Below are 25,413 nucleotides of genomic sequence, written 5' to 3'. Positions count from 1 at the left end.
TTTCTGTTTTCACGCGACGGAAAGTCGATCCGATCGGCCCGCTCCGACCGGTCGTGCATTGCTGGCGGTTCTGCTTTTCGAATCCATCAGAAGCTGATCGCCGATCTGATCGACTGCGTCGCGACGTTGTTAAGGAAGTAGTAATTGTCTTGCGGGTTCCCACCGCCGAGCGGTTTGATCTGTAGCGTCGTGCCGTCCTTGATCGGGTAGCCCGCGTAGATTCCACCGTTAAATTGGTAGTAGACGCGATAGTCGGTGGTGGCGTCGCCGAGCACGGTATTGGAGACCCAGGCGCGCACCCCCTGTACGGTGATGATCTGGCCGCCGGAAAGCTGATAGGTCTTGCCGTCCGCTGTGCTGGTGAACGGGAAGAAGCTCTCGAGTGTCGACGTCGTGGCCGAGCACGGCGTTGGGCTGTTGCCGGTCGTCGCCGGCGCAGTGCAATCGTACGTGTACAACTCGTCGCCTACCGTTTGTCGAACTACCTTGACGTTTGCAGCGCCTGTTTGCCACGTGGCCTGCTGGTTATAGAGCGATTGCCCGTTGACCGTATTCGTGAGCGTGCCCAACGCGCTATGCGTAAATAGCTCGGACGGTGCGCCGGAAATCAGGCCGCTCAGCGGCACGACCGTGTAGCTGCTCCCGAGCGAAGTGCGGATCACCGTATTGCCGTTGGAGGCGAAATAGTCCTCTCGCACGTTGGCTCCCACGTAGCTGACACGTGCCTGCGGGGGCACCGCACCGCTGTAAATGGCACCGTTGACGAGCAGGCGTCCATCGCTGTTCGCTGGCGCTTTTAACGCTGGGGACAAGGACGTGGTTGTCACGGTCAGCGGTTGCCTATCGTTTGGAGGGCTTTGGGGGATGCTTGAGTCCTCGGTGTAGAACGTACTACCTGGGCTGACAGTCAGCGCGCCCGTCGAGGATGGGCTGAGCGCCAAGCTCGCGATCAGATAGTGCAATCCACCATTGGACGCAAGCGAAAAGCTCTCGTAGTTCTTCTGCGCATCGCTCAGACTCGCGGTGCTTGCCGTCGATCCGGAGTCGCTCGACGAACCGCCGCCGCATGCAGACAGCAGCAATGCGCTCGACACGACCAGTGCGGCATGCCTGTTTACCATTTGTTTTTATATACTTTCATTTACGTTTTATTTTCTTTATGTTTTATTGATTGATTATTGAATGTCCCTAGTACGCGGGCGGACACATTTTAACCCCGCGCATGCCAAACTTTTGCGAACCTTTTTTAAAAAACGGTCGTTGAGTATTTTCTCTATTTATTCGTTAGTCATATTCGCTGCATTTGAGCTCAGGAAGCGGCGGACTACCGCGCTGTCCGGGCTCTGCTTATCGTTTGTGGTAACAGCAACAACGGAGCCCGCGTCCGTGCCCGCAGTAGGCCGTTGGGTAAAGCGGGGAGGGTGAGCAATATTCCGACAGTAACGGTCTGCAAAATGCGCGCTCTTATCCGAACTCGAATTGCTCAGGATTGACACTCAAGGATCGATAGCGCCGAGTGATACCTGAAAGGATTGCCGGTACATCGGTATTTCGAATCGGGCGTCTGTTTCAATCCGTTTGACCCATTCGCTGACCGACGCAAGACCGACAAGCACATTGCCCGGATCCACCAGTGCAATCCGATAGCGCTGACGCGCCACGCGCGAGTGAAGGCGATAAAATCGCAGCATCGTCATCGCCCGTTTTCGCCGAAGCGCATGTACCTACAACTCACCGGCACGCATGTGCGCCTGCTTGGTTCGATGCACCTGTTCCCCGCGACGAGCCGTCGGACGCCGCCATGGGTTGCCGAAGCGTACGACTGGGCCGACGCGCTGATCTTCGAGTCCGACCCGGCGACCATCGTGCCGTTACTGAGAGCCAGCGCGCCGCCGCGCGCCGCGCAACTGCAACCGTTGATGAGCGCGGACGCATGGACGCAACTGCACACGCTGTGGCCCGCCGACGGCGCGCTGGCGCCGCTCGACGATCTGCGTCCGTGGGCGGCGCTGATCGCCGCGCCAACGCTGCTGCAACAGGTCGTCGAAGGTGTCGAGCCGCGTATGCTGCGCTCGGCGATCGCGCAGGCCAAGCCGTATCGGTATCTGGAGACCGCGGCAGAAGTCGCTGCCGCGCTGGAGTCGATTCCGCTCGACGCGCTGGCCGCCGCACTCACGATGCTGATGGCCGATCGCGACGAGCCGCAGCGCACACTCGAACTGATGCACGCGGGGTGGCTGGCGGGCGATCTGCAGGCAGTACAGCGTATCGCCGCTGAGTCGCCGTTCTTCGATCTGCCCGGCATCCGTCAAGCGATACTGAACGTGCGCAATCGCGCATGGGCAGCGCGCCTCGAAAGCCTGCTCGACCCGGCTGAGCGCACGCTCGTGGTCGTCGGCGCGCTGCATCTGTGTGGCCCCGGCAATCTGATGGAATGCCTCGCGCGACCTGTGGAATCAGTGTGACGCGCCGAGCTGAGCACATGCGCAAAGGAGATCCGCTTGCTGACGGCTTTACAACATCGGCGACTCCAGGTGGCCGCGCCGTCCAGCGGCACGCTAGCTGTTTTCTTCGATTCTGTGTCGGGGTACGCCGCTATAACTCGCCACTCCGACACCGATACCATCGCGGAAGTCCCATGCTTGTCCCTCCGACGCGCGCATGGCCGAACAGGAACTGGCTGCTATCCAGCTTGCCACGCGCGACGATCTGACGCTGCTATCCAACCGGCGCGGTTTCGAGGCACTCGCACAACATGCTCTGAACGCCTGCAAGCGCACGGGCAAGCCGGCGTCGCTGCTGTTCTTCGATCTGAACGACTTCAAGCAGATCAACCACAGCCTGGGCCATGCCGAGGGCGACCGCGCGTTGCAGCGATTCGCTGATGTGTTGCGTACCGCGCTGCGCGAAAGCGATGTGATCGGCCGGCTGGGCGGCGACGAATTCGTCGCGTTGTTAAGCGGTGCAAGCAACGCGGAAACGCAGCAGGTGACGCAACGTCTCGCGCAATTGCTGGACGAGCGCACTGACGACACGCGGCGTGGTTATCAGATCCACTTCAGCGTCGGGCAAGCGGCGTACGAACCGGCGCTGCATCGCTCGGTCGCCGAGCTGCTCGCGGCGGCCGACGCGGCGATGTATAGCCATAAACAGGCGTCGAAAGCGCGTTCCGCGCCGCGCAGTTGACCCGTGGCCGCGGGCGGTTGTTTGCGCGGTTTGCGTCGTGGGAGGCTCAGTCTCGCGCGATGCGCGTGATAGCCCGTTCCCAAGCGCGGCATAATTGCGGATCGTTGCCACGCGCCGTCGCGCATTTTTTTGAAAGCCCCTGATGACTGATTCGCAGCAAACCGCCGCCGCGCGGCTCGCCCAACTCGAATGGCGCTGGAAACCCTTCGCGGAGCTCACCAGCGTCGAGCTGTATGACTTGCTGGCCGCGCGCAGCGCGGTGTTCGTCGTCGAACAGAACTGTGTGTATGGCGATATCGACGGCCTCGACATGCAAGCCTGGCATCTGCTCGCTTATGGGACTGGCGTCGATGCGGCGTTGCCGCCGCTCGCCGCCTATCTGCGCGTGTTGTTGCCGGATGCGTCGGAGGCGGACGTGCGCATCGGCCGGGTGCTGACCACCGCGCCGTTTCGTGGCATCGGGCTCGGCAACGCGATGCTCGAACGTGCGATCGCGCGGATTCGCGCGCAATGGCCCGGTACGCCTATCCGTCTACATGCGCAGGCGCATCTGCAACGCTTCTACGGTGCATTCGGCTTTGCACCGGTCTCCGAGATTCATCACGAGGACGGCATCGCGCACGTGTGGATGCGTTCTGCCTGAGCGCGAGCGCTCCATGCAGCCCGCGCAACGACGCGGTGCCGGGCGACGCGATCAGCGCAAGGTTCCAGCCGGTTCGCCGCCGCATTCAGCAGCGGCTATCGGCGGGTATCAGCATGTATCAGCGCTGCGCATTCGCCGCGGGCGACGCCCCGGGCGCGATGCCGCGCGCTCCCTGCGCGCGCCGCTCGGCGCGCAAACGTCCACGCGCGGACAGCCGCATCCAGTGACGCAGCGCGATCAGCGCGCCGATCACGCTCATCATCGAACCCGGAATCCACAGCAATAGTCCGCCGATCTGCTGGTCGCGCAGCGGGCTCAGCCAGGTGAACGCGCGGCCGCAAATCGAATAGATCGGATACAGCTCGTGCGGGGTGAAAAAGATGAACGCGCCGAGGACGATCTGCGGCGGAATCGCGGCGATCACGACCAGCACCCGCTTGCCCGGTGACAGACGCGCGGGCGGCGCCGGACGCGGATCGAGCACGAGCCACCAGAACAGCAGGCCGTCGATCACCATGCTCCAGTTCATCACGCGATAGATTCGCCAGTCGAGCATCGCGATGAAGTGAATCGGCGATACCAGCCAGAAATAAATCAGCCCGACAAATAGCGTGACCGCGACGATCGGATGCATGACGACGTCGAGCAGCTTGCGCACGGCTGGCATCCGCAGCGTGGGCCGCACGACGCGCTGCCGCCAGCGCAGCGGAATGCCCGCGCGCAATGCTGCGCCCGGATACGACAGCGCGATGAAGAACGGCCCGAGGTGATGCAGCACCAGATGCTGCAAGCGATGCATGAAGAACTCATGCTCGAAGAAGTAATCGAGCCGCGTGTGGAGCACGACATAGAGCGCCACCAGCCCGAACCAGAACGACAGCCGTCTCGCGAGCGACAGCCGCGCCTTGCGTGCGCCGCGCACGAACAGGATTGCGGGCACCAGCAACGCGATCACGACGGTCGGCGAAAACTCCCAGGGATCGAGCCAGTAGAGCAGGTTCATGGCGTTGACGATCGCGCGTTGTACCGGTTAGACGATTACTGGGTCGCGGCCGGCGACTTCACGGCGAACGGCGCCGTGAGCGTTTCGCCGTCGGAGAACTTCAGCGTGAGATGGACGGTGTCGCCCGGCGCCACCTTGTGCTTCGCACCCTCGAGCATCACGTGATAGCCGCCCGGCGCGATCGCGGCCTGGCCGTGCGCGGGCACCGTGAGCTTGTCGACCATCACCATTTTCTGCGACGAGCCATTCGATACCGTCTGATGCAGCATCGCGTCGCCGTAGTCGTCACTCGAAATATCGACGAGATCAACCGGCTTGTCGCTCGCATTGACGAGCGTCGCGTAGCCCGCGGCGGGCAGGTTGTTCGGCAACCATCGCACCCAGGCGTCCTTCACGCTGATCGCGTGGACGTCTGATGCGTGCGCGGCCGGCGCGATGCAGAACGGGAGCGCGAGTGCGCAGGCGAGCGAAGCGAACGTTTTGGTCATCATGGCGTGAAAGAAGGATCAGGATGGGGCATCGATAATGCGGCGCAGGTCCTGCGCGATCGTGTCGGGTGTGTCGTGATCGGTGGCCAGCAGGCGTGCGCGGCCCTGGCTGTCGAACACGTAGACAGCGGAACTGTGGGTGACCTCGTAACCGCCGTTGGGGTCGCGTTTTTCCATCTGGTAGGCAACCCGATAACGCTTTGCCAGTGACTCGATCTGCCAGTCGGTGCCGGTCAGGCCCCGCGCGTGCTGCGCGTCGAATGCGCCGACGTAGTCGTGCAACGCCTGCGGCGTATCGCGCGCGGGATCGACCGTGATGAACAGGATGCGCACTTTCTGCGCGTCGGGGCCGAGCTTGCCGAGCACCTGCATCAGGCGGCCCATCGTTTCCGGGCAGACATCAGGGCAATGCGTGTAGCCGAAATAGACGAGCGACGCGCGACCCTTGAACGAATCGCCGGTGACGGGACGACCGCCGTCGTCGGTCAAGCTGAACGACAGATCGGGCAGATGACCGGTCACATTGGTCAGGTGCCACGGTTCGGCGCGCTCGCTGCAGCCGGTCAGCGCGGTGAACGCAACCAGCGCACCCAGCGTCACGCTTACCGAGAATCGACGCGCAGCCCCACGTGCGAACCCATGCGCAAATCGCTGTGACGGGGCTGGGGACATGTTCGATTGCGCACGGCGGGTCGGGAGGATCGGGAACAAGGCAGGGTTCAATGACTCGATGGGAACAGGCAACGCGAATCAACGAAGCAAGGGCGCAGCGCTGTGGTTCAATCGCTGCGGCTGATTCGGGCGCGGCGCAGTAGGTGACAGCCCGCAACGCAGCGCGTGCCAGCGACTGTAGCGCAAAATCGTGCAGACGGTTGCGCAGCCCCCCGGGAGCGGGACTTGCGAGGCAATTTGACGCAGGCGGTCGAAAGCATGTTGTAACGGTATTGTTTCGCATTTGAACGTGACCGTCGCCGCTGGCTGAGCGTACCGGCCGCCCAGCTTGAGTCACGGCTTACTTTCTCGATAAATTGACGGATGCGCGGTAAGATGCGCACACTTTTCCGGCCCAACAGGCTGAAAGGCGACCCAGGTGATACAGGCACTTCCGGCTGTTCTGTCTCCGAGCGAGACCGCATTTTTCTTCGACTTCGACGGCACGCTCGTCGAACTCGCCCCTACCCCGGACGGCGTGCTGGTGCAACCGCGCGTGATCGAGTTGCTGCGTGAACTGCGCAGTCTGACGAATGGCGCGGTCGCGGTGGTGTCGGGACGTGGCATCGATAGCATCGACAGTTTTCTGCGCATGCCCGATCTGCCGGTGGCCGGTTTGCACGGCGCCGAACGGCGCGACGCGAACGGCGACACACAGCGCATCGGCTTTCATGACGAACGGCTGCTGCGCATGGAGCAGGTGCTCGCCCAGGTGGTCAATGAACATCCGGGCATGCTGCTCGAGATCAAGGGCGCGGCGCTCGCGCTGCACTACCGTAATGCACCGGAGCGCGAGCCCATCGCGCGCGAGGCGACCGAGCGGCTGGTCGCGGACTACCCGGGCTCTTACGTGCTGCAGCCGGGCAAGATGGTCTACGAAATCAAGCCCAAGGACGTCGATAAAGGCCGCGCGATGCGCGCGTTTCTCGAAGAGTTGCCGTTCGCCGGCCGCACACCGGTGTTCGCCGGCGACGATCTGACAGACGAAAAGGGCTTCGCGGTCGTCAACGAGCGCGGCGGCCTGTCGATCAAGGTCGGCGCAGGCGAGACGATGGCGCGTACGCGCGTCGATTCGGTGAGCGCGCTGCTCGACTGGCTCCAAACGATTGTCGCGGCGGCGCGCGCAGCGTGATACCGGCGCGGCATCGCTCGACGAAAACAACATACTGCCTCGGGAATCGCGCTTCATGAGCCGACTGATCATTGTTTCGAACCGGGTGGCGCCTATCTCGGAGGGCGGCCCGGCGGCGGGCGGTCTGGCGGTCGGCGTGTACGACGCGCTGAAGGAAACCGGCGGCATGTGGTTTGGCTGGAGCGGCGACGTGCTGAGTTCGGGCCAACCGCAAATCAAGGTCGAGGAGCGCGGTCCGGTGACGTTTGCGACCGTCGCGCTGTTGCGCCGCGACTACGACCAGTATTACCGCGGCTTTTCGAATGCGACGTTGTGGCCGGCGTTTCACTATCGCGCCGATCTGCTGCACTACGATCGCCACGACTTTGGCGGCTACTGCCGCGTGAACACATGGCTCGCGCAGCAACTCGTGCCGCTGCTGCGCGAAGACGACGTGATCTGGGTCCACGACTATCACCTGATTCCGTTCGCGCAGGCGCTGCGCGCATCGGGCGTGACAAACCGTATCGGTTTTTTTCTGCACATTCCATTTCCAGCATCGCAGGTACTGCTGGCGGTACCGCCCCATCGCGAGCTCGTCGAGGCGCTGTGTTCGTTCGATCTGCTCGGTTTCCAGACCCGGCCCGATCTGCGTGCGTTCTGCGACTACATCGTCAACGAGGCGGGCGGCTCGATCGATGGGTTGGCGCAGGGTCCGCTCAGCGTGACTGCGTTCGGCCGCACGCTGCGCGCGTCGGCGTATCCGATCGGTGTCTATCCGGATGAAATCGCCGAGCTCGCGAAAGCCGGCGAACGCGGCAAGCCGGTGCGCACGATGAAGGCGACGCTGCATTCGCGCAAGCTGATCATGAGTGTGGACCGGCTCGATTATTCGAAGGGGCTGGTCGAGAGGTTTCGCGCGTTCGAGCGACTGCTCGAGCACACGGCCGCGTTGCGCAACAAGGTATCGTTCCTGCAGATCGCGCCGCCGACGCGTGCCGATCTGCACGCGTATCAGGACATCCGGCTGCAGCTCGAAAGCGAATCCGGGCGCATCAACGGACGCTTTGCCGAGCTCGACTGGACGCCGATCCTCTACATCCACAAGCAGTACGAGCGCTCGGTGCTGGCGGCCCTCTTTCGCACCGCGCACGTGGGCTATGTGACGCCGTTGCGCGACGGCATGAATCTCGTCGCGAAGGAGTACGTGTCGGCGCAGGACCCGGACGACCCCGGCGTGCTGGTGCTGTCGCGCTTTGCCGGCGCCGCGCAGGAGCTGGACGGCGCGCTGATCGTCAACCCGGTCGATATCGACGGAATGGCCGAAGCCCTCGCGACGGCGCTAGACATGCCGCTCGCCGAGCGCCAGGCGCGCTATCGCGAGATGATGGCGCAGTTGCGCGAGAACAATGTCTCCGTGTGGCGCGACAACTTCATGCGCGATCTGCAGAGCGTCGATCGGGCGAAGCGCGGTCGAACCGACAAGGCGACTATGGCCGGCGCGGCGCGCAACAGGACGGCGCATGAGGGCGTGACGGGTTAAGCGCGAGAAGGACGCAAAAAAGCCGCTACGGAGAGCGGCTTTGTTTGGGGGCAGCGGCGATGCAAGCAGTGCCGGGATCTTAGGCCACGTGCTGTTCGTCGACCTTCTTGCCGCCGATATGCAGCGTCGAGCCCTTCCCATATTGCTTCGCGAGCAGGTCGCGATAGAGCCCTGGGCGTTGGCGCAGCTCGTCCGGCGAGCCATCGTCGATGACCTTGCCCGCGCTCATCACGATGATCCGGTCGAAGTTGTTCAGCGTCGACAGGCGGTGCGCGATCGCGATCACCGTGCGGCCGGCCATCACTCGGTCGAGGGCCTTCTGGATCGCTTCTTCCGAAGCGCTGTCGAGCGCGGACGTCGCTTCGTCGAGCAGCAGGATCGGCGCGTTCTTGAGAATCGCGCGCGCAATCGCGATGCGCTGGCGCTGACCACCCGAAAGCTTCACGCCGCGGTCGCCGACGATCGTGTCATAGCCTTCCGGCATCGCTTCGATGAAGTCCGCGCAGCGTGCTTCACGGGCGGCGGCGAGCACTTCGTCGCGGCTCGCTTCCGGGCGCCCATACGCGATGTTCTCGTACACCGAGCGATGAAACAGCGAGATATCCTGGGGCACCAGCGCGATCGCGTGGCGCAGGCTATCCTGGGTGACCGACGCGATGTCCTGGCCATCGATTCTGATCGCGCCGCCCTGAATTTCGTAGAAGCGCTGCAGCAGCGCGAGCACGGTCGATTTGCCAGCGCCCGACTTGCCGATCAGGCCGACGCGTTGACCGGGTTCGATGTTCAGGTCGAAGTGATCGAGAATCGCGCGGCGGCGCGGATAGGCGAACGAGACGTTGTCGAACGTGACCCGGCCGCCTTGCGGCACGAGTTCGGCCGCGTTGTCGCGGTCGGGCATGCCGTGCGGTTCGAGCAGCGTGCGCACCGCTTCGGCGAGCCGCGCGACGTGCTGCGTGACATCGACGAGCGCGACCGCCAGATCGCGCGTGCCGTGCAGGATCGTGAAACCGAGCGAGCTGACGAGCACGATGTCGCCCGAGGTGGCGCGGCCCTGATCCCACAGCCACAGCGCCCAGCCGAGCAGCCCAGCCGATAGCAGCGCGGTGACCACCGCGTGCAGCAACCGCAGCTTTTCGAGGTAGAGCAGGCTCTGCTGACGCGCGTCCATCTCCGACTTGACCGTCGCCGCGAAGCGCCGCTGCTCGCGAAACGTCATGCCGAACGCGCGCACGAGGCCCATATTGCTGATGACGTCGACGAGTTCGCCGTCCACCGACGCCGCCTTGGTCGCGAAATGATGGTGGCGCGCCGAGCCGCGCCCCGCGAGTTTGTACAGCACGACCGACAGGATCGCCGAGCACAGCATCAGGCCGGCCGCCATCAATGGATTCACCGAAATGATCATCACGATCGCGCCGAGCACCGCGATGCACGGGGGCAGCACGTTCCACGCGGTGGTGTTTTCGGCGGTGTAGACGGCGTTCGAGGTCGCGGTGATCCGGCTCGCGAGCATGCCGGGCTGCTTTTCGGCGTAATACGTGGGCGAATGGCCGCTGAGGTACTGAAACAGATCACGGCGCAGGTCGCCCGTCACGGTGACGAAGGTATGCGCGGCGACCCAGCCGCCAATTCGCCACAACAGGTTATCGGCGGCGATCAGGCCGACGAGAATCGCGAACGCCCCCCACAGCGGACCGGGATGATGCCGGCCACCGCCGAGCACGTCGATCAGATGCTTGATCGCGTATTGCGACGCGAGCGCACAGCCCACGGCCGCAAACACGCTGCACAGCACGATCGCATGCGCGAGCGGGTGACGGCGGATAAAGCGGAAGAGAAACGCAAGCGGCCGGTGCGCATAGCTCGCGAGCTTTGCGTCGTGGGCGTTGCGCTGGGCGATGGTCAAGTGTTCCAAAATTGAGCTGAAGTCGATGTGTTGCTGGTTGCACGCAAAGCGTGGGCCATCCCGAAAACGATGGCTGTCCGCGAAGCCGATGCTTCGCATTGTAAACACGCAAAGGCGATTGCGCCCTGTGAATCCGGGCATTGGCGCGACTCATTTCGCGATAGACGTCCGCGACCTGCGATGTCTGAGCGCCCCAGCCGTCCGGCGCTTCACGCAGGTAGCGGAAAATTCCAAGATACAATTACAGTTTGCATTCAAACAGTCAGGGGCATTTCTTCAACGCCTGCCGGCAGAATCGGCGTGGCGGGCTTGCAGACGCTGTCGGAAGTTCCGCGGACCTGACCTGATGCCACTGTAGAACTGTCTTAGAAAACAAGGGTTTGCAAAGTGTTTCCCGTTTGTAACAACGTAAAGACTTTGAAATGCCGCAGATCGGCAAGCACACGGGCACCGATAATGCTTGCTCATTAGCCCAGCAAATTTTCTGACAGTTTGTCAACGTAGGTGGTGCATGCACGTTTACTCGCACATGCTCAAGCGGTGACGCACCAGTCTGGGCTCTATGTCTGAGCGATAGCGATCGATCGCAGGATTTCTCGAAAGAATCAGGCCCGCGCCGGGCATATCCGGCCAGACGGCCCTGGCGAGCACGCGAGTCGCTTTTTCCAAACGCAGTACCTTTGCCTGATTTTTTACTAGGAGTTCGTCATTATGCGAATCGCTCAAATCGCTCCGTTGCACGAGGCGGTTCCTCCCAAGCTGTACGGTGGTACGGAACGCGTGGTGTCCTATCTGACCGAAGCGCTGGTGGAGCAGGGCCACGACGTCACGCTGTTTGCCAGCGGCGATTCGCAAACCTCGGCGAAGCTCGAAGCGTTCTGGCCGCAGGCGCTGCGCCTCGACCCGACGATCCGCGACGTGATGGCGCCGCACATGCTGCTGCTGGAAGAAGTGCGCCGCCGCGCGGACGAATTCGACGTGCTGCACTTCCACATCGACTACTACCCGTTCTCGCTGTTCGCGCGTCAGCCGGTGCCTTTCGTGACGACGCTGCACGGCCGTCTCGATCTGCCGGAACTGCAGCCGATCTTCAACACGTTCAGGGACGTGCCGGTGGTGTCGATCTCGGACAACCAGCGCATTCCGCTGCCGCAGGCGCATTGGCTGCAAACCGTCTATCACGGTCTGCCGGAAAATCTGCTCACGCCGATCAAGGACGTCGAGCCGAGCTATCTCGCGTTCCTCGGCCGCATCTCGCCGGAAAAGCGTCTGGACCGCGCGATCCGCATCGCCGGGCAGGTCGGCATGAAGATCAAGGTCGCCGCGAAGCTCGACAAGGCCGACCGCGCGTACTACGAAGAGGTCATCAAGCCGCTGATGGCGCTGCCACACGTCGAATACATCGGCGAAATCAGTGAAGCGGAAAAGACCGAGTTCCTCGGCAACGCCCATGCGTTGCTATTCCCGATCGACTGGCCGGAGCCGTTCGGGCTGGTGATGATCGAAGCGATGGCCTGCGGCACGCCGGTGATCGCGTTCAACCGCGGTTCGGTGCCGGAAGTGATCGAGAACGGCGTGTCGGGTTTTGTCGTCGAAGACGAAATCAGCGCGGTCGCAGCCGTCAAGCGTCTGCACACACTGCCGCGCGCCGGCGTGCGCAAAGCGTTCGAAGCGCGCTTCTCGTCGAAGGTGATGGCGCAAAACTACGTCGCCACGTACGAAGAACTGCTGCGTCGCAAGCACCGCACGGTGCTGCGCGAGGTCAACGCGGGCTGAGTTGCGCCGTCGTTGGGCGTTGGATCGTCGTTGACGCGCAGCAGCTGGAAGTCAGGCGCAGCGAGCGTGTTGTACGATCCGTTCGCCACCCGCAACGCCCCGCCGGCCCACGCCGGCGGGGCGTTGTTGCATGCGCGCCGCGTTTTTTGGCGGAGGGGTTCGAAAATAGGCGTTTTCCGCGCGGCGCGAACGAGCCACACTCGGTAATATCCCTATAATGGCCGTGCCGCAAACAGGCTGCGGCGCCGCCGACGACAGGAGGATGCCTTGGCGAGAACGAAAGACACGCGTGCGACCACGGCGCCCGGCGCCGGGACGATTTTTACGTTGCGCGCCATCGGTCTCGTGCTCGCCGCCCGTTGGCTTTTCTCGATGTCGCAGATGAACCTGACGGCCGCACTGACCTCGATGGCGTCCTCGCCGTGGGCGTGCGTGAACCTCGTTTTCCTGTTCCTGCTGATCTTCGTGCCGGGCGCGCGCGCGGTTGCCGAGCGCCCATTCCATCCGCTGCCGCAATGGCTGCGTCAGGCGCTGCGCCTGTTCGCCTTTCTCGGGTTTCTGTTTGCAGTGTGGTCGGTTGGCGCGTTCGTCGCGAGCGCTGGCTGGCGTCGCGCGATGCAGGCGGTTGCCGCCACCAATGGCTGGCTGCTCGCCGCGCCGGCGCTTTACGCGATTGTCGTGTGGATCTGCCGGCCGCTGCCGTTGTGGCGCACCAACGTCGCCGCGCGGCGGTTTGCGATCGGCCGCTACGCGGTGTCGCTCGATCCGGTCACGCGTACTGTCGTCGTATGGGCCGAGCGGCGCAAGGTCGGGCAATACGATGCACGCGAATTGTCCGTGCGGTGGGCGAGCGGAACGGACACGCGCTCGACGCGGGCGCCCACGCCTTCCGTGGTGTTTGCCGCGGCGGGGGACGCGGGTGCGTCGGCCGCGCCGATGGGTTCAGTGGCCGCGCCGTCGCTTGCGCGCAGCACCTTTGGCATGCGTCCGAAAGTCGAACTGCTGTGGGATTCACCCGCCGCCGCGGGCCATAACCGGCAAACCGTCTTTCGCGCCGCGCTGACAACCGAAGGCGACCGGGTCGCCGCGCGCTCACTCGACACGACGCTGCGGCAAGTCTGACGCGGTGCGCTTTGTGCTATCGACCACATCGCGTGGCCGATGCGAGCGTCGCACAGTGGAGCTTCGCCGATAATGCAGTCATGACGCCCGGTGCCCGAAGGCGGGCGAGACGGACACACATCGATCGTATCGCGTGTTTCGCAGGAGTCGCTATGCTGGTTCGCTGGTTGCTTGCCGCCCTACATCTGCTCGCTTATGGTTTCGCGCTCGCGTCGATTCTCCGGCGCACGTGGTCACTGCGTCGCGCGTCGGTGCCCGCCGCGTTGCGCTCCGTGTTTCGAGCGGACACGCGCTGGGGACTCTCCGCGCTGGTGCTGATCGCCACCGGGCTGCTGCGCGTGTTCGGCGGTTACGAGAAAGGTGCCGACTACTATCTGCACGAGCCGCTCTTTCACGTGAAGATGACACTACTGTTGCTTATACTGATTCTCGAAGTGCCGACGATGCTCGGCCTGATGCGCTGGCGAGCGTCGATCCGCGGCGGCGCCGCGCCGAATCTGAAGAAGGCGCGTTCGTATGCGCACTTCAGCGTGATCCAGACGGCACTGCTGGTCCTGATGGTGTTTGCCGCGACCGGCATGGCGCGCGGCGTCGGCCTTCCAGCCGGCGTCGTGTAGCGCGGCCTGTCCCGCTCGTCTCGCTTGTCCGCTCATCTCTATTCAGTGCCGGGGGCGGCGCTGACTGCCGTGCCCGGCACCCCGTTCACCGCGCCAATTGGCGCATCGCTTTTGCCGCGCTAGTCGATCAGTAGCCCCGAATCGTCGACGTGCTCTGCATCGACGCTCGGGGTCTTGCGCCCGAGCTCCGACTCGCCGAGGCCCTTGATCAATTCCAGCGCCTGACGTTCGAAGAGCCGCCGGTACAGACCGTTCTCGCGTTTGATCAGCGCGTCGTGGCTGCCTTCCTCGATCACCTTGCCCTTGTCCAGCACGAGCAGCCGGTCCAGCGCCCGCACCGTCGATAGCCGGTGCGCGACGACCAGCGTGGTGCGCCCTTGCATCAGCCGCTCCATCGCGCGCTGGATCAGCACTTCACTTTCGCTGTCGAGGCTCGAGGTAGCTTCGTCGAGAATCAGGATCCGCGCGTCGGCGAGAAACGCCCGCGCGATCGCAACGCGCTGACGCTCGCCACCTGACAGCTTGATCCCGCGTTCGCCGACCAGCGTTTCGTAGCCGTTGGGCAGTGCGGCGATGAAGTCGTGCGCGCTCGCGAGCCGCGCGGCGCGCTCGATCTCGGCGCGGCTCGCATCGGGCCGGCCATACGCGATGTTCTCGGCGATCGAGCGGTGAAACAGCACCGGCTCCTGCTGCACGATCGCAATCTGGCTGCGCAGCGACGCTTGTCGTACCTGCGCGATGTCCTGGCCGTCGATCGTGATCCGCCCGCCTGACATATCGTGCAGGCGCTGGATCAGCTTGATGAAGGTCGTCTTGCCCGAGCCCGAATGGCCGACGAGTCCGACGCGCTCTCCCGGCGCGATGCGCACGGAGAAGTCGTCGTAGAGCGGGCGGCTGTGCGCGCCATAGTGGAACGACACGCGCTCGAAGCGGATCTCGCCGTTGCCGATCGCAATCGGGCCCGCGCCGGCACGATCTTCGACGCCGAGCGGCTGGCTCTCGAGCGACACCAGTTCCTCCATGTCGTTGACCGAGCGCTGCAGGTTGCGGATGTGCATGCCGATGTCGCGTAGATAGCCTTGCAGCATGAAGAACATCGTCAACGCGAACGTGATGTCGCCGACGCCCGCTTCACCGCGCGCCCAAAGCAGCAGCGCCACGCCGAGAATCGCTGCCTGGATCGCGACCAGCATGCCGCCCTGGATGCCGCCATTGAGCGTGCCGCGCTTCCACATGCGGCCGGTGCGTTGGCGCCATTTGCGGATCACGTGTTCAAGGCGCGCATCTTCGCGCGCTTCGGCGCCGAATGCCTTGACGACCCCGTTGCAGCTTACCGCGTCGGCCAACGCACCGCCCATCCGTGTGTCCCATGCGTTCGCGAGGCGCGCGGCCGGCGCGACGAAGCCGAGCGACACGGCCACGCTCACGACGATGTACAACACCGAACCGGTGCCGACGACGACGCCCATCATCGGCCAGCGCCAGCCGAGCAGCGCGGTTGCACCGACCAGCATCACCAGCGACGGCAGCAGTGCGATCAGCAGGGTATCGTTGAGCAGATCGAGCGCCCACATCCCGCGCGTGATCTTGCGCACCGTGGAGCCGGCGAAGCTGTTGGCGTGCCAGTCGGTCGAAAAGCGCTGCACGCGATGAAACGCGCTCGCGGCGATCTCGCTCATCATCTTGAGCGTGAAGCGGATGATGTTGAAATAGACGCCCTGACGCAGCAGCGTCGCGCTCACGCCGAGCGCGGCGAGCACGCCGAACGCCTCGAGCGCGTGGCGCCACGCGGGCCCCGATGAGGCCGGCCCGGCCGCGATCGCGTCGACGAGGCGCCCGGCGAATAGCGGTGTCAGGATATCCGCGAGCGCGGCGAACAGCGCAAGCGCCGCAATCACGACGATGCGCCACGGCTGCCGCGCCCAGTGACGGAAGGTAAAGCCGAGGACGTCCTTGAAGGCTTGTCCGCGGAAGTCGAGTTTTGTCTTGATGGCCATTTACTACCACCCGGCGTCGCGTGAGCGCACCGAGGTTCCAATCAGAAGGAAAAGTGATGGACAGTCGACGTATCGATGCGGGAATGTGTGCGGTCGACCGCACGACAAACTACAGAGGTAAGCGGAACAAAGACTGTCTGGAATCGATGCGGCGCGCCTCTCGACGCAGGCCCGCATCGCGACGACACTGCGGCGTTAAGGTCGCATCTGTCGTGCCGGGCGTGCCGACGGTCGCGGAACCGTGCAAGGGAGCGCGCGATGCACTGTGAACATGTGACGCCTCCCTGTCATGGTGTGCGGTAGAGAAACCGGCCGAAGCCGGATGGGACGAATGCCCAGGAGAGCCGAATATATCAGCAGTACAGGGCGCTCGCAAACCGATGAGTTGCCGGTGGGCCGATCAGCCTCGCGCATGAAAGCGGTGAGCTCGCGCGGTGCGGCGACTGTCTATGACCGGTTGCGACGAGCAACGCAGCAACATCGACCAGGTGGAACCGACCTTGCGACACGCGACTTCGAAGGGCAAGCAGCGCAAATAGAAAAGGGCTTACGCATTGCTGCGCAGCCCTTTAGTCTTCGGTGATCGACGCACCAAGATTCTGGTGGGTAGTACTGGGATCGAACCAGTGACCCCTGCCGTGTGAAGGCAGTGCTCTACCGCTGAGCTAACCACCCGAAGAGATTCAAATTATGTCAGGGTTTTTGGGCTTCGTCGAGGACTTTTTAAGCGGTCTGCTCATCGGTTGCCGGCGCAGCTTCGAAGCGCCACACGCTTGCGCGTTTGATCGCCTTATCGAGATCGTCGAGCACCGCTTCGTGCGCAGCGATTTCATCGACATTCGCGGCGATCACGAGCAATTCCAGCGACTCTAGCGCGACGCGCGGCGTATGAATATCGCTGCTGGTCTGCGCTGCGCCGAGCATATCGATAACGAGGCTTTCCTGACCACGCGTCATCGCCAGATAGACTTCCGCGAGCAGCTCCGAGTCGAGCAGCGCGCCGTGCAGCGTGCGATGCGCGTTGCTGATGCCAAAGCGATCGCAGAGTGCGTCGAGCGAATTACGTTTGCCGGGGAACATCTGCTTCGCTTGCGCGAGCGTGTCGATGATCTCGCCGCAGTGATGGCTCACCGGCGGCAAGCCAAGCAGCGCAAACTCCGCGTCGAGAAAGCCGATGTCGAACGGCGCGTTGTGAATGATCAGATCCGCACCCTGGATGAAGTCCCGAAACTGGTCGACGATCTCGCCGAACTTCGGCTTATCGCTCAAAAACTCCGTGGTGAGGCCGTGCACGGCAAGCGCGCCCGGATCGCTATCGCGCTCGGGATTGACATAGAAGTGCAGGTTATTGCCGGTGAGCCGGCGGTTCACCAGCTCGACACAACCTAGTTCCAGAATCCGGTCGCCACCACGAGGGTTCAGGCCGGTCGTTTCGGTATCGAGGATGAGTTGACGCATGTCGGATTGGCCTGCTTCGAAAAAGTGCGGCAAAAAAAAGCGGGAGGTGCGCAGAGTGCGGCGGACGTTATCGCCGAATCCGCGGTCTGGCTATATCTGCGCGAGGGACGCGACCCCGCGATTGGCGAGCTGATCGGCGCGCTCGTTTTCCGGGTGCCCATTATGGCCGCGCACCCAGCGCCATTCGACTTCATGTTGCGCGACGAGCGCATCGAGCCGCTTCCATAGATCGGCGTTTTTCACAGGCTGCCGGGCCGCGGTGACCCAGCCTTTCTTCTTCCAGCCGTGAATCCACTCGCTGATGCCCTTCTGCACGTACTGCGAGTCGGTATGCACGATCACGTTGCATGGACGCTTCAGCGCCTCGAGCGCCGCGATCACGCCCATCAGCTCCATCCGGTTGTTGGTCGTGTTGGCTTCGCCGCCAAACAGTTCTTTTTCCTGGCTGCCGAAGCGCAGCAGTGCGCCCCAGCCGCCGGGGCCGGGATTACCCTTGCAGGCGCCGTCGGTGTAAATGTCGATGTGGTCCGGAGTCATTCGATGTGATTGCGTGTATTCGGTGTGGCAGCAGGCGCGAGCCCCGTGGCGAGCACGGGTTTTTTTACTTTGAGCGGACCGACGAGGCGCATGCCGCGCACGCGCTTGATCGCCTTGATCATGTAGGTGGCGCCGAAAATCGGCCACCAGCGGTCGCCGGCGGATTCCATGAAGCCGTAGCGCGAGAGCCACTGATCGCTTGCAAGCGGCGGACGATAGCAGCCAAAGCGCCCGCGTTCAAGGTCGAAGCCCAGCAGCTTGATCCAGTCCTTCAGGCGCGTGAACGCGATCAGGTCGACGGCGGCGGGCACGAACGGGCGGCCTGTCATTTTTCCGATCGACTGCCGCACACCCCACAGCGACAGCGAATTGAAGCCCAGGATGATCAGTTGCCCCTCGGGCATCAGCACGCGCTCGGCCTCGCGCAGCAGCCGGTGCGGGTCGCCGGTGAATTCCAGCGTGTGGGGCATGACGATCAGGTCGACGCTCTGCGCTTCGAACGGCAGGTCGAGCAGGTCGCACCAGACTGTGCTGCGTCCGCCCGGCGTGTGCAAGCCGGCCGCGCTTTGCGGATTCGCGCCGGCGCGTGCAGCATGCGCGAGCCGCGGATACGTGTACGGCGCACTGGCTCCGCTCGCCGCGTCGAGCACGAGGCCGCGGCACGGCATGCGGTTTTCGCGCAGTGCGTCGAGCTGCGGCAGCCCGAGTTGCAACGCGTGATAGCCGAACACATCCGACACCACGCGATCGAGCTGGGTCTGCTCCCAGTCGAGCACGTAGCGGCCGGGCGGCGAATCGGTCCAGGCGGGCCAGTCTATAATCGCTCGGTCAGTCATATCAAAATTGCGTCGCCTATGAATGCGCTCGAGTACGTACCGGTCCCGGCGTTTGAAGACAACTACATCTGGGTCATTGCCGACGGACGCCACGCGGTCGTCGTCGATCCGGGCGATGCCGCCCCTGTGCGCGCCTGTCTGGCCCAACGAGGATGGCAGTTGAGCGCTATTTTACTCACGCACCACCATCAAGACCACGTCGGTGGATTGGCCGATCTGCTGATCGGCCAGGACGTACCGGTCTTCGGGCCCGCCCGAGAAGCGATCGCGCAGGTTACGCATCGTGTTGAGAACGGCGATCGCGTGACGATCACGGCGCCCGCGCTCGAATTCAGCGTGCTCGACGTGCCCGGTCACACGAGCGGCCACATCGCGTATTTCCAGGCGGGCGACCAGCGCGGCGCGCCGCACGTGTTTTGCGGCGATACGCTGTTCGCCTGCGGCTGCGGACGGTTGTTCGAAGGCACACCCGCGCAGATGCTCACATCGCTCGATGCGCTTGCCGCGCTGCCCGGGGCGACCGAAGTGCATTGCGCGCACGAGTACACGCTGTCGAACATCCGCTTCGCGCTCGCGTGCGAGCCGCACAACGCCGAACTGCAAGCGTGGCGCGACAAGGCGAGCGAACTGCGCGCGCGCCGCGTGCCGACGCTGCCGACCACGATCGCCCACGAGCGCGCGGTGAACCCGTTCCTGCGCGCTGGCGAACCGGCGCTTCAGGCGAGCCTGCGCGAGCAGTTGCACGAAGCGGTGCCCGATCGTTTGACGGCTTTTACGCTGATGCGCGAGTGGAAAAATCGCTTCCGTTGAAGCGACGCATTTGGCCTTCTTCGCGCGATGAATCGGAAAAATTCGCCAAGCCCAAGATTTGGTTGATTTTTTTCTCGATTTTCCAATTGACGGAAACGTTGCCGTTTCGTACTATCGGCTGCAAATTCCAGCCCTCGTGGAAGCCGAGACGTTCATGCGATTTATCTTAAGTGCGTTATTGGTCCTGACACTCGCCGCCTGTGCGAGTCAGGGACCGACAACGAACACCGCCACCAATCCCGCCAGCCAGCAAGCCGTAGCCGACGCCCTCCGCAAAAGCGCCACCGCCAAAGAAACCATCAATGTCGATCAGGGTTCCGTCGATCAGTTGACGAGCGAGGACGCAGATCTGTGGGGCCGCATTCGCCGCGGCTTCCAGATGCCGGACCTGCAGACCGACCTCGTCGACATGCAACTGAACTGGTACCTGCAGCGTCCCGACTACGTGCAGCGCATGACCGAGCGCTCGCAGAAATACCTGTATCACATCGTCGAGGAGCTCGAGGCGCGTCATATGCCGACCGAGCTCGCGCTGTTGCCATTCATCGAATCCGCTTATAGCCCGCAGGCGCTATCGGTCGCGAAGGCCGCCGGCATGTGGCAGTTCATGCCGGGCACAGGGCGCACCTACAACCTCAAGCAGAACATGTGGCAGGACGAGCGCCGCGACGTGCTCGCGTCCACCAGCGCGGCGCTCGACTATCTGTCGAAGCTGCACGATATGTTCGGCGACTGGCAGCTCGCGCTTGCCGCGTACAACTGGGGCGAGGGCAACGTACAGCGGGCGATCGCGCGCAACGAGGCGGCGGGCCTGCCCACCGACTATCTGAGCCTGCGCATGCCGAACGAGACGCGCAACTACGTGCCCAAGCTGCAGGCAGTCAAGAACATCGTGATGAACCCGCAGATGTACGGGCTGACGCTGCCGGCGATTCCGAACCACCCGTACTTCGTGACGGTGACCACGTCGCACGACATCGACGTCGACGTCGCCGCGCGGCTCGCCAATATGTCGACCGACGAATTCCGCTCGCTGAACCCGTCGTTCAGAAAGCCGGTGATCCTCGGCGCGACACAGCCTCAGATCCTGCTGCCGTTCGACAACGCATCCGCGTTCGAGCGCAATCTGAAGGCTTATCCGGGCTCGCTTTCTTCATGGACCACCTACACGGTCGATCAACGCGCGACCCCGGCGGCGATTGCGCAGAAGATCGGTGTCGACGCCGACACGCTGATGGAAGTGAATAAGATTCCGGTCGGCATGCGTCTGAAACCGGGCTCGACGATCGTCGTGCCGCGCGGCTCGGACGACGACGAGGACATCAGCGCCGACGTCGCGGAAAGCGCGGTGCTCGCGATGGAGCCCGACGTTCCCGACACCCGCAAGATGCTGATCCGCGTGCGCCGCAACCAGTCGATGGCTGCCATTGCGGTGCGCTATGGCGTATCGGTCGGTCAGGTGAAGGCGTGGAACAAGACACACCGCGATCAGGTGTCGCGCGGTCAGGTGATCGTGCTGCACGTGCCGGTCGGTAAAGCGGTGCCGAGCGAGCCAGGGCCGGAAAAGATCGCCACGGAAATGCAGGGCGGCGGCGTGCAGAGGATCGGTACCCACGTCGCGGAGCCACGGAACGCATCGCGGAAGGGGCGCGGCCGTTCCGCGATCGTCAAGGTGTCCGAGCCGGCCGGCAAGGCTGCCGGCGGCAGCAAGCCGGCTGCGCCCGTTGCCAGCAAGGGCAAGGTGACGAAAGTGTCGGTGTCCACGTCCGGCAGAGCGGCGTCGAAGACCACGTCAGAGAGCCGCCCCAAGACCGTGGCCGACGGGAAGAAGAAGGGTAAGTAGGCCGATAGCGGCTCTCGCGGGAGTGACCGCGTGCGTTGCTGAGCAGCGCATGGATTGCGCTCCGGTCGCGCAACGTGTTCTGCAACGCCGTCACCCGAGGTGACGGCGTTTTTCATTGTGCGGACGATTCGGCGCTTCTGCCGCATTTCCTTTATTGTTCGTGCTTTGTCCGTCTCGGCGCATCCATACTGATCCGCGTTGGACTCGCCGAGCTCCAGACCTATTCCTCGCTCATGTCGTCGACCCAACTGCGCGTGTTTCTGCTTTTCTCCGCCGGCTATTTCGTTTCCTACGTGTTTCGCGGCGTCAATCTCGGCTTCGCGCCGTTCATCACGCGCGACCTTGGCCTGTCGGCCGCCGATCTGGGACTGCTCACGAGCCTCTACTTCCTCGGCTTCGCCGGCGCGCAGATTCCGGCCGGCGTGCTGCTCGACCACTTCGGCACGCGGCGCGTGACGGCCGGTACGCTGCTCTTTGCGGCAGCCGGCATCTGGATCTTCGGCGCTGCACAGAGCCTCGGCACGATGATGGCGGGGCGGCTGCTGATCGGCGTCGGCGTGTCGGTTTGCCTGGGCGCCGCGTTCAAGGCGCTCGCCCAGCATTTTCCCGCCGCGCGCCTGCCGTTGATGAACGGGCTCGTGATGGCGATCGGTGGGTTCGGCGGCGTGATGGTGGGCTCGCCGCTGACGTGGGTGCTGGGCTTCGCGAGCTGGCGCGCGGTCTGCGCCGGGCTGGGCGTGCTGACGGTGGCGGTGGCGCTCGCGCAGTGGACGCTCGCGCCGCACGCGCGCGAAACCCACGGTCAGGCGAGTCTGGCCGCGCAGTTCAAGGGCACGTGGCATATTCTGCGCAGCGCCGCGTTCTGGAAAATCGCGTCGTTTTCGGTCGTCACGCAGGGCGTTTTCTATGCGATGCAGTCGCTTTGGGTGGGTGCCTGGCTGCGCGACGTGCAGGGCTTCGAGCCGCGCGAAGCCGCAGCGCTGGTGTCGATCATCGGTATTGCGATGATGGCCGGTTGCGTCGGGTTCGGCGCGGCAGCGCGCACTCTGGAGCGACTCGGCGTCTCGCTGTACGCTTTTTGCGGTATCGGCATGGCCCTTTACGTGCTCACGCAATTGCTGATCATGTTCAACGCGCCGCTGCCCGCGAGCCTGCTGTGGGCGGCATACGGCATTTTCGGCGGCACCGGTATTCTCAGCTACGCGGTGATGGCCCGGCATTTCCCGGCGGAGATGATCGGCCGGGTGAACACGACACTGACGCTGATTCTTTTTCTATTGATCTTCGGCTTGCAGATTGGCGTCGGCGCCGTGCTGTCGCACTGGCCGGCGAGCGACGGGCATTATCCGGCGGTCGCGCATCTGAGCGCCTGGGAAATCCTGGTCGCGTTGCAGGTGCTGAGCGCGATCTGGTATGTGCTGCCGGGCCGCCAGCTCGCCGGGGCGACCGAAATGCGCGCCGAGCGGGAGGCTTGAGGGGGTGCTGCTGGTGTGCTGCCATCGCATCGGTGCTCTCGACGTGCCGTCTTCGTCCATATTGCCGCGCTGAGCGACCAGGGAGCTTCACGGCCAGGTCCGCGCTAAACGCCGCCCGGCAAAGTTCCGGTCCTGAATCGAAGCCGTCTGGCACGGCTCGCGTCTCATCCCGGATTTGGAGGGAGGGGTGGTTTCAGGCTATAATTCGAAGGTTTGAGCTTATCAACCCGCACCCTAGCGCCTACCTCTCCCACACCGTTCGTCCGCCGCGCGCCATTGGCGCCGCAAGAAGGGCCCCGACACCCAGCCGCGCCGTCCACACAATGGACCATCGCGCCTCTTGCAGCGTTACCGGCAGCACGCGAGTGAGTCTGCGCGCACATTCACGATGTGATTCGCTGCGGCTCGCAATCGGATAGACAGGTCGGCAACAGGGTGCTCCCCAAGGAGTCTCCCGTGTTGCCGTCATTTTCTCCCGCTCTTCTCGCGCTCGCCGACGGCACGGTCTTTCGTGGCTATTCGATCGGCGCCCCCGGGCACACTATTGGCGAAGTCGTGTTCAACACGGCTATCACCGGCTATCAGGAAATCCTGACTGACCCGAGCTACGCGCGCCAGATCGTCACCCTCACGTATCCGCATATCGGCAACGTCGGCGTGAACGCCGAAGACGTCGAAGCGACGAAAGTCCATGCCGCCGGTCTGATCATTCGCGATCTGCCGGTTCTCGCGTCGAACTTCCGCATGGAGCGCACGCTCTCGCAATACCTGCAGGACGAAGGCGTGGTGGCCATCGCCGGCATCGACACCCGCAAGCTCACCCGTATTCTGCGCGACAAGGGCGCGCAGAACGGCGCGATCCTGGCCGGTTCCGACGACCAGGCGAAAGCCATCGAACTCGCGCGCTCGTTCCCGGGCCTCGCCGGTATGGATCTCGCGAAGGTAGTGTCGACCCGGCAAAGCTACGACTGGACCCGCACGGAATGGCGTCTGGGCACCGGCTACGGCGAGCAGACGGCGCCGAAGTACCACGTCGTCGCGTTCGACTACGGCGTCAAGCAGAACATTCTGCGCATGCTGGCCGAGCGCGGCTGCCACGTCACCGTGCTGCCGGCGCAGGCCAGCGCCGCCGACGCGCTCGCGCTTAACCCGGACGGCGTGTTCCTGTCGAACGGCCCCGGCGACCCGGAACCGTGCGACTACGCGATCGCGGCGACGAAGGCGTTCATCGAACGCGGCATTCCGACCTTCGGTATTTGTCTTGGCCATCAGATCATGGGCCTCGCGGTCGGCGGCAAGACGATGAAGATGAAGACCGGCCACCACGGCGCGAACCATCCGGTCAAGGATCTCGACGACGGCCGCGTGATCATCACATCGCAGAACCACGGTTTCGCGGTCGATGCCGCCACGTTGCCGGCCAACGCCCGCGTGACTCACGTGTCGCTGTTCGACGGCACGCTGCAAGGTTTCGCATTGACCGACAAGCCGGCGTTCTGCTTCCAGGGCCACCCGGAAGCGTCGCCCGGTCCGCACGACATCGCGTATCTGTTCGACCGCTTCACCGCGTTAATGGACGCGCACAAGGGCGGCAACAGCGCGGCAGCGTAACGCTGCAAAGCGGCCGCCGGAACGCGGCAGCGGCGGCGCACCGCGGCCGCGCGCCAATGCGCGGCGGGCGCGCCGCGAACAGCGCGCGCAACATGAGAACGGCGCGCGCGGACGGAAAGAATTCAGGAATACATTAGCGAGAGCGTTATGCCCAAGCGGACAGACATCAAGAGCATCCTCATCATCGGCGCGGGTCCGATCATCATCGGCCAGGCGTGCGAATTCGACTATTCGGGCGCGCAGGCATGCAAGGCGCTGCGTGAGGAAGGCTACAAGGTCATTCTCGTCAACAGCAATCCGGCGACGATCATGACCGACCCGAACACGGCCGACGTGACTTATATCGAGCCGATCACGTGGGAAGTGGTGGAGCGCATCATCGCCAAGGAGCGCCCGGACGCGATCCTGCCGACGATGGGCGGTCAGACGGCGCTGAACTGCGCGCTGGATCTCCACGCACACGGCGTGCTGGACAAGTACAAGGTCGAGCTGATCGGCGCATCGCCGGAAGCGATCGACAAGGCGGAAGACCGCCAGAAGTTCAAGGACGCGATGACGAAAATTGGCCTCGGTTCGGCCAAGTCGGGCACCGCGCATTCGATGGAAGAAGCGCTGCAGGTGCAGGCCGACATTGCTGTGCAAACGGGCAGCGGCGGTTATCCGGTCGTGATCCGTCCGTCGTTCACGCTGGGCGGTTCGGGCGGCGGTATCGCATATAACCGCGACGAGTTCGAAGAGAT

Annotated in this window: 21 protein-coding genes, 1 tRNA gene and 2 pseudogenes; 13 read left to right on the top strand and 11 right to left on the bottom strand. The window is 63.8% G+C overall.

The genetic code is table 11. From position 1 onward, the window contains the following. Nucleotides 1-86: 86 nt before the first annotated feature. Both VGH68_RS19965 and VGH68_RS19960 read right to left on the bottom strand, forming a co-directional pair. Nucleotides 87-1,094 (bottom strand): hypothetical protein, encoded by a 1,008-nt coding sequence (locus VGH68_RS19965; protein ID WP_331605413.1) that lies wholly within the window; start codon nt 1,092-1,094, stop codon nt 87-89. A gap of 402 nt (nt 1,095-1,496) precedes the next feature. Beyond that, entirely contained in the window at nt 1,497-1,697 is a 201-nt protein-coding gene (locus VGH68_RS19960; protein ID WP_331605412.1) for a hypothetical protein, read from the bottom strand. A 21-nt stretch (nt 1,698-1,718) separates the two neighbouring features. Between VGH68_RS19960 and VGH68_RS19955 the strand changes: the two genes are divergently transcribed. The 3 genes and pseudogenes from VGH68_RS19955 (at nt 1,719) to VGH68_RS19945 (ending at nt 3,829) form a co-directional block, all read left to right on the top strand. Beyond that, on the top strand, nt 1,719-2,465 hold the full coding sequence (locus VGH68_RS19955; RefSeq protein ID WP_331605411.1) for a TraB/GumN family protein: 747 nt from the start codon (nt 1,719-1,721) through the stop codon (nt 2,463-2,465). Between the two features lie 190 nt (nt 2,466-2,655). Further along, nucleotides 2,656-3,186, top strand: a pseudogene (locus VGH68_RS19950) (GGDEF domain-containing protein); the annotation flags it as partial. Nucleotides 3,187-3,328: 142 nt separating this feature from the next. After that, complete coding sequence (locus VGH68_RS19945) at nt 3,329-3,829, top strand: GNAT family N-acetyltransferase (protein ID WP_331605410.1); 501 nt, start codon at nt 3,329-3,331, stop codon at nt 3,827-3,829. Nucleotides 3,830-3,947: 118 nt separating this feature from the next. Here VGH68_RS19945 and VGH68_RS19940 read toward each other — a convergent pair whose 3' ends face one another. The 3 genes from VGH68_RS19940 to VGH68_RS19930 are packed head-to-tail and all read right to left on the bottom strand — an operon-like array spanning nt 3,948 to nt 5,992. Then, the gene (locus VGH68_RS19940) at nt 3,948-4,832 is read right to left on the bottom strand and encodes a cytochrome c oxidase assembly protein (RefSeq protein WP_331605409.1); all 885 of its coding nucleotides are present in this window, start codon (nt 4,830-4,832) and stop codon (nt 3,948-3,950) included. A gap of 35 nt (nt 4,833-4,867) precedes the next feature. Next, nucleotides 4,868-5,323, bottom strand: coding sequence for a copper chaperone PCu(A)C (locus VGH68_RS19935; RefSeq protein ID WP_331605408.1), 456 nt, complete (start codon nt 5,321-5,323; stop codon nt 4,868-4,870). Nucleotides 5,324-5,338: 15 nt separating this feature from the next. After that, complete coding sequence (locus tag VGH68_RS19930) at nt 5,339-5,992, bottom strand: SCO family protein (protein ID WP_331605407.1); 654 nt, start codon at nt 5,990-5,992, stop codon at nt 5,339-5,341. A gap of 421 nt (nt 5,993-6,413) precedes the next feature. Between VGH68_RS19930 and otsB the strand changes: the two genes are divergently transcribed. Beyond that, nucleotides 6,414-7,163: a trehalose-phosphatase gene (otsB, locus tag VGH68_RS19925; RefSeq protein ID WP_331605427.1), complete on the top strand. Its 750-nt coding sequence runs from the start codon at nt 6,414-6,416 to the stop codon at nt 7,161-7,163. Between the two features lie 55 nt (nt 7,164-7,218). After that, nucleotides 7,219-8,685: an alpha,alpha-trehalose-phosphate synthase (UDP-forming) gene (gene otsA, locus VGH68_RS19920; protein ID WP_331605406.1), complete on the top strand. Its 1,467-nt coding sequence runs from the start codon at nt 7,219-7,221 to the stop codon at nt 8,683-8,685. Between the two features lie 79 nt (nt 8,686-8,764). Here otsA and VGH68_RS19915 read toward each other — a convergent pair whose 3' ends face one another. Then, a complete protein-coding gene (locus VGH68_RS19915) occupies nt 8,765-10,600 on the bottom strand; it encodes an ABC transporter ATP-binding protein (RefSeq protein WP_331605405.1) in 1,836 nt (611 codons plus the stop codon). Nucleotides 10,601-11,302: 702 nt separating this feature from the next. Here VGH68_RS19915 and VGH68_RS19910 point away from each other — a divergent pair. From VGH68_RS19910 to VGH68_RS19900, 3 genes are all read left to right on the top strand, one after another. Then, entirely contained in the window at nt 11,303-12,367 is a 1,065-nt protein-coding gene (locus VGH68_RS19910; RefSeq protein WP_331605404.1) for a glycosyltransferase family 4 protein, read from the top strand. Nucleotides 12,368-12,634: 267 nt separating this feature from the next. Beyond that, a complete protein-coding gene (locus tag VGH68_RS19905) occupies nt 12,635-13,489 on the top strand; it encodes a hypothetical protein (RefSeq protein WP_331605403.1) in 855 nt (284 codons plus the stop codon). Between the two features lie 152 nt (nt 13,490-13,641). Then, on the top strand, nt 13,642-14,106 hold the full coding sequence (locus VGH68_RS19900) for a DUF2214 family protein (RefSeq protein ID WP_331605402.1): 465 nt from the start codon (nt 13,642-13,644) through the stop codon (nt 14,104-14,106). 119 nt (nt 14,107-14,225) lie between these two features. On the opposite strand, the gene VGH68_RS19895 is transcribed toward VGH68_RS19900, so the two are convergent. The 5 genes from VGH68_RS19895 to VGH68_RS19875 all read right to left on the bottom strand — a co-directional run bounded on the left by VGH68_RS19895 (nt 14,226) and on the right by VGH68_RS19875 (nt 18,934). Beyond that, nucleotides 14,226-16,103, bottom strand: coding sequence for an ABC transporter ATP-binding protein (locus VGH68_RS19895; RefSeq protein WP_331605401.1), 1,878 nt, complete (start codon nt 16,101-16,103; stop codon nt 14,226-14,228). 600 nt (nt 16,104-16,703) lie between these two features. Then, nucleotides 16,704-16,778 (bottom strand) — tRNA-Val (locus tag VGH68_RS19890). Nucleotides 16,779-16,826: 48 nt separating this feature from the next. Next, nucleotides 16,827-17,561: a DNA polymerase III subunit epsilon gene (gene dnaQ, locus VGH68_RS19885; protein ID WP_331605400.1), complete on the bottom strand. Its 735-nt coding sequence runs from the start codon at nt 17,559-17,561 to the stop codon at nt 16,827-16,829. 90 nt (nt 17,562-17,651) lie between these two features. Then, nucleotides 17,652-18,098, bottom strand: coding sequence for a ribonuclease HI (gene rnhA / locus VGH68_RS19880; RefSeq protein WP_331605399.1), 447 nt, complete (start codon nt 18,096-18,098; stop codon nt 17,652-17,654). Continuing rightward, nucleotides 18,095-18,934, bottom strand: coding sequence for a class I SAM-dependent methyltransferase (locus tag VGH68_RS19875; protein ID WP_331605398.1), 840 nt, complete (start codon nt 18,932-18,934; stop codon nt 18,095-18,097). The genes rnhA and VGH68_RS19875 overlap by 4 nt, the downstream gene beginning before the upstream one ends. 18 nt (nt 18,935-18,952) lie before the next feature. On the opposite strand from VGH68_RS19875, the gene gloB reads away from it, so the two are divergent. The 5 genes and pseudogenes from gloB to carB form a co-directional block, all read left to right on the top strand. Then, entirely contained in the window at nt 18,953-19,744 is a 792-nt protein-coding gene (gene gloB / locus VGH68_RS19870; protein ID WP_331605397.1) for a hydroxyacylglutathione hydrolase, read from the top strand. A gap of 154 nt (nt 19,745-19,898) precedes the next feature. Next, on the top strand, nt 19,899-21,587 hold the full coding sequence (locus tag VGH68_RS19865; protein ID WP_331605396.1) for a transglycosylase SLT domain-containing protein: 1,689 nt from the start codon (nt 19,899-19,901) through the stop codon (nt 21,585-21,587). A gap of 233 nt (nt 21,588-21,820) precedes the next feature. Beyond that, on the top strand, nt 21,821-23,062 hold the full coding sequence (locus VGH68_RS19860; RefSeq protein WP_331605395.1) for an MFS transporter: 1,242 nt from the start codon (nt 21,821-21,823) through the stop codon (nt 23,060-23,062). Nucleotides 23,063-23,518: 456 nt separating this feature from the next. Further along, complete coding sequence (gene carA, locus VGH68_RS19855; RefSeq protein WP_331605394.1) at nt 23,519-24,673, top strand: glutamine-hydrolyzing carbamoyl-phosphate synthase small subunit; 1,155 nt, start codon at nt 23,519-23,521, stop codon at nt 24,671-24,673. A gap of 147 nt (nt 24,674-24,820) precedes the next feature. Beyond that, nucleotides 24,821-25,413, top strand: a pseudogene (carB, locus tag VGH68_RS19850) (carbamoyl phosphate synthase large subunit); the annotation flags it as partial.

The organism is Paraburkholderia sp., assembly GCF_036488505.1.
In the GTDB taxonomy this organism is placed as follows: Bacteria; Pseudomonadota; Gammaproteobacteria; order Burkholderiales; family Burkholderiaceae; genus Paraburkholderia.
The sequence above is the reverse complement of the archived record's forward strand: the minus strand, read 5'-3'. Positions and strand labels throughout refer to the sequence as shown.